The 3,498-nt window shown below is 66.6% G+C and carries 3 protein-coding genes and 1 pseudogene; 1 reads left to right on the top strand and 3 read right to left on the bottom strand.

What is annotated here, in order from left to right:
- Nucleotides 1–716, top strand: a 716-nt coding sequence (locus tag AB0I23_RS41310; RefSeq protein ID WP_359118403.1) for a penicillin-binding transpeptidase domain-containing protein, incomplete at its 5' end; no start/stop codon positions are given.
- Between the two features lie 555 nt (nucleotides 717–1,271).
- Here the strand turns inward: AB0I23_RS41310 and AB0I23_RS41300 are convergent.
- The 3 genes and pseudogenes from AB0I23_RS41300 to AB0I23_RS41290 form a co-directional block, all read right to left on the bottom strand.
- Nucleotides 1,272–2,196: pseudogene (locus tag AB0I23_RS41300) on the bottom strand (helix-turn-helix domain-containing protein).
- A gap of 312 nt (nucleotides 2,197–2,508) precedes the next feature.
- Nucleotides 2,509–2,751, bottom strand: coding sequence for a DUF397 domain-containing protein (locus AB0I23_RS41295; protein WP_359118401.1), 243 nt, complete (start codon nucleotides 2,749–2,751; stop codon nucleotides 2,509–2,511).
- A partial coding sequence (locus tag AB0I23_RS41290; protein WP_359118399.1) for a helix-turn-helix domain-containing protein occupies nucleotides 2,748–3,498 on the bottom strand: 751 nt, incomplete at its 5' end. The genes AB0I23_RS41290 and AB0I23_RS41295, both read right to left, overlap by 4 nt.

Raw genomic sequence — 3,498 nt, 5'->3', positions numbered from 1 at the left:
TCAGCAGTGAGGCGGGTGACGCCGTCTGCAACAAGGCGTCGATGAAGACCGCCATGCAGCACTCCTGCAACAACGTCTTCCTCGACGCGGCGTCCGAGGTCGGCGCGGACAGGATGCGCGGGACGGCGGAGAAGTTCGGCTTCAACTCCGATGTCTACTCGGACGAGTTCGGCGACATGCTCGCCACCAAGAGCCTCTACCCGACAGGCCTGGACAAGCCCGGAACCGCTCTGACGGGCATGGGCCAGGGCAGCCTGACCAGCACACCGATGCAGATGGCCATGGTGACCGCCGCGCTCGCCAACGACGGCAAGCTGATGCAGCCCTACCTCGTCGAAGAGTTGCGCGGCCCCGACCTGTCGACCCTGGAGAAGCACGAGCCGAAGCTCAAGAGTCAGGCCGTGTCCGAGGGAACGGCGAAGAAGGTCCAGGAAATGATGGAGTTCACCGCCAAGGAAGGCAGCGCGCAGCGGGCCCTGATCGACGGGGTCACAGTCGGCGGCAAGACCGGCACCGCGCAGCGCGGCGTGAACGTCAACGACGAGGTGCCGTACGGCTGGTTCGTCTCGTACGGCAAGAAGGCCGACGGACAATCGGTGGCGGTCGCGGTCTTCATCGATCCGACGGACATGGACATTTCCCGCTCGGACATCTCCGGCGGACGCCTCGGCGGGCCGATCGCGAAGCGCGTGATGCAGGCGGTGCTGGGGAAGTAGCCCAGGCCGAGCGGGCCGTCAACAAGCTGAAGCACTCCAGGGCTGTGGCCACCCGCTATGACAAGCGCGGCTACGTTTTTCTCGGCACGGTCACTGCCGCAGCCGTCGCCATCTGGCTCCGGTCGTGAGCAGCCTCAGCGGCCTGGAAATCGGGAAACGCCGAGCAGGACGCTTCCAGTGAGGAAGAGGCCAGCACCCACTGCCATGAGCGAACGGAGAGCGTCCCCTGACGAGGTGAAGATGAACACACTGAAGAAACAGCAGAGGCCGCTTCCCGTCAGCACTTGACCGAGCCCATGAGGCACAGGACGCAGGACCTGGGCTCGCTCCCATGGATGGATCCATCCGGTGACAAGCTCGACCACACCACTTATCGCTACAGCCAGAGCAAACGCGATGAACGCGCCCAGCACCACATACTGCATCACGCCTCCCCGGGGCCATCGTGGCACACCAGCACGCCAAGGCAGGACTCCTTCCACCGCGGAAGCGGTGCAGCCCTCACTTGCTGAGCCCCTCAAATGCCCGACCATTCCATGATCGGCCGGACAGGACCTAGGCGATGGGTGGGTGGTGCTCGTCGGTTCGGCAGTCGCGGCAGTGGCCAGAGGTGCGGGAGCGGAAAGCGCGCTCGCAGCCGTCGCAGGTCTGGAAGGGCGTCACCACCCGGTGTACGGAGGTGAGGGGAAGCGGCGGTGGGAGGAGCGCGGCGAGGCGGTGTTCGAGTAATTTCGCCGGGTGCTTGAGGGGCATGGGAAGGTCGGAAGTCAGGGCATGCCTGATCATCTCGGGAGTGGCTTCGCGTTCGAGCCAGGCGGCGACGGCGTGGCTGAGACGGTCGACGTCGCGCTCGGAGAGGAACAGTTGCGGGGTGTCCCGGCGTAGATCGGCGAGGAGATCGGTGGCGGTGCGGAGCAGCTCGACGCCGGGGGCGTGAGGCGTGGGCAGCGGAGGGGGTGCAGGGGCGGCAGGCAGGGCAGGCGGCGGCGCCAGGGTCCGGTCGGGGGGCAGGGGCGTGGGCGTCGCGCACTGCGCCGGTGCGGGAACGGGGCACCTGGGGCGCGGCCTCGGCCGGAGCTGCGGCCTGGACGCCGGAGACGTGTGCGGGGTCGCGTCCGGCTGGTTGTACGAGCAGGTGCGGGTGACGACGCGGCCGTTGGGGGAGGCGTTCGCGGATGCGGCGCAAGTAGCCGTGGACTTCCAGTTCGCGCAGGGCGGCGGCGATGCGGGCCTCGCTCTCCGGGAAGCGGTCGGCGAGGAACCTGATGCCGATCTTCGCCCCGGTGGGAAGCGACTGGATGTGGGTGGCGAGACCGATCGCGAGGAGGGAGAGCTCGCGGTGCTGGGCGAGGTGGTTGCCGACGACCGTGAACCGGCTGGTGTGCCGGGAATTGATGTGTACGACACCGGATGACGGCGTGGCGTCTTCGGGAAGGGGAGACGGGGCGCGCGAGGGCGCGCTAATCTGCTGGGTATCCATCGGGAAGGGGCTTTCTTCCTCGGTGGTCAGGCCCTCGATCGGGATTGCGAGTCCCGGCCGGGGGCCGACGCATGTCTGTGGTTGTGGGGGCGAGCATATGCCAGCCAACCACTGCGAAATCCAGCTCAGTTGGTGAAGCTCACCCGTGCGAGTGACACGCGCGACGGGTGGCCGAGGTGAGGGTTGGGTTGGGAAGTTCCTTCTCCCCAAAGCCTTAAAAGCTTTCTACATCGGGGCCCGCCGAGTCACGTTCAGCCGCGTCGTACTGCACCGAGTCAGGGGCGCCCTGATCCGGTGCAGTACCGGCGGGGCTCAGGCCTGCTGCGCGTACGCGACGAAGGCGGACCAGGTGGCGGGGGCGACATCGAGGTGGGGGCCCTGGATGTTCTTGGAGTCGCGGATGTGGACGGTGGTGGGGCAGGTCGCGACCTCGACGCATTCGCCGCCGCCACTGCTGTGGCTGGACTTGTGCCAGTCATAGGCGACCTCGACGCAGGTTCCACCTTCGCCGCCGCTGTAGCTGCTCTTGAACCAGTGCAGTCGCTCGGTGTTCATCGCTCTCCCAGCATCTTCTCGATCAGCGTCAAGGACTCCCTGGGGGTGAGAGCCTGCGCCCGCATGATTCCATAGCGTTCGTTGAACAAGCGGACCTCGTCTGGATCGGTGATGAGGCGGGCATGTCCCTGGATCTCCGTGTACGCCGCCTCGCTACGGCCCTTGGGGGTGAGGAGGGTGAATGGGCCATCCATCGAGGGATGTTCGTCTCGGTCGATTGGCATGACCTGAAGTTCCACCGTTCGCATTCGGCCGATCTGGCTCAGCCGAAGCAGTTGGCCGGCGTGGACAGTACGTCCGCCGAGTGGGCGTTGAAGGACTGCTTCCTCAACCACGAAGCTGAAGGTCGGCGCGGGCCAGCGTTCAAAGATCTGCTGGCGGGCGAGTCGATCCGCGACCCGTTTCTCTACTGTCTGCTCGTCCAGCAGAGGGCGGCGCTTCGTGAACACTGCCCGCGCATAGTCCTCTGTCTGGAGTAGGCCGGGAATCGCCTGGTTGCTGCACTCGTGGAGCGCCACGGAATCGGCTTCCACCCGAGCGAAATCCCGGAACCAGTCCGGATGCCGAGTCCGTGACCGTGACAGTGCCTCCCGCACCTCCTCCACCGCCGCCCGAAGCACCCCGCCCGCGTCCAGCACCCGGTCCGCACGCCCCAGGAAGTCCGGCTGAGGTGTTCGTACGCCCCGTTCCATCGCGGAGATCAGGTCCTCGCCGCAGTGTGTTGCCGTGCCCAGTTCCTTCTGGCTC

Origin of the sequence: Streptomyces atratus (assembly GCF_040655115.1) — a bacterium.
Classification (GTDB): domain Bacteria; phylum Actinomycetota; class Actinomycetes; order Streptomycetales; family Streptomycetaceae; genus Streptomyces; species Streptomyces atratus_D.
This window is presented reverse-complemented; position numbering and strand designations above follow the sequence as displayed.